The sequence below is a fragment of the Lyngbya aestuarii BL J genome, assembly GCF_000478195.2.
Lineage (GTDB): Bacteria > Cyanobacteriota > Cyanobacteriia > Cyanobacteriales > Microcoleaceae > Capilliphycus > Capilliphycus aestuarii.
Map to the genome: position 1 here is coordinate 1 of NZ_AUZM01000366.1, position 432 is coordinate 432.

1 protein-coding gene is annotated in these 432 nt (G+C 44.4%); it reads left to right on the forward strand.

The genetic code is table 11. The features are described from left to right. The coding region (locus tag M595_RS28550) for a metal ABC transporter solute-binding protein, Zn/Mn family (RefSeq protein ID WP_023070020.1) at positions 1 to 432 on the forward strand (432 nt) is incomplete at both ends.

Consider the following 432-nt stretch of genomic DNA (forward strand, 5'->3'; position numbering starts at 1 on the left):
CCTTCACAGTTTTTGCGAATATTGACTCAGCCTAGTGCTTGGAAACGTCGTCCTTTGTTTGCGGTATTATTAATTTCTGCGATCGCCATCATAGTCGGAAGTTTAACAACAGTCGCCCAAAACACCCGTTCTACAAAGGTTGTCGCCACATTTTTACCGATGTACCTGTTTACCAAAGCGGTATCCGGTTCAAGTCAGGAAGTTGAAATACTGGTTCCGCCTAACGTTACCGCCCACGAATATCAAGCTTCCCCCAGTGATGCGCGTAAACTTGCTCAAGCTGAAATTTTAGTTAAAAATGGGTTAGGAATGGAAACATTTCTCAGTGGGTTGGTGGCGAATGCGGGGAACCCACAACTCAAACAAATTGATGCAAGTCAAGGAATTGAACCGTTAACAGAAGAAGATCACGATCATGAGATCGGAAGAGCA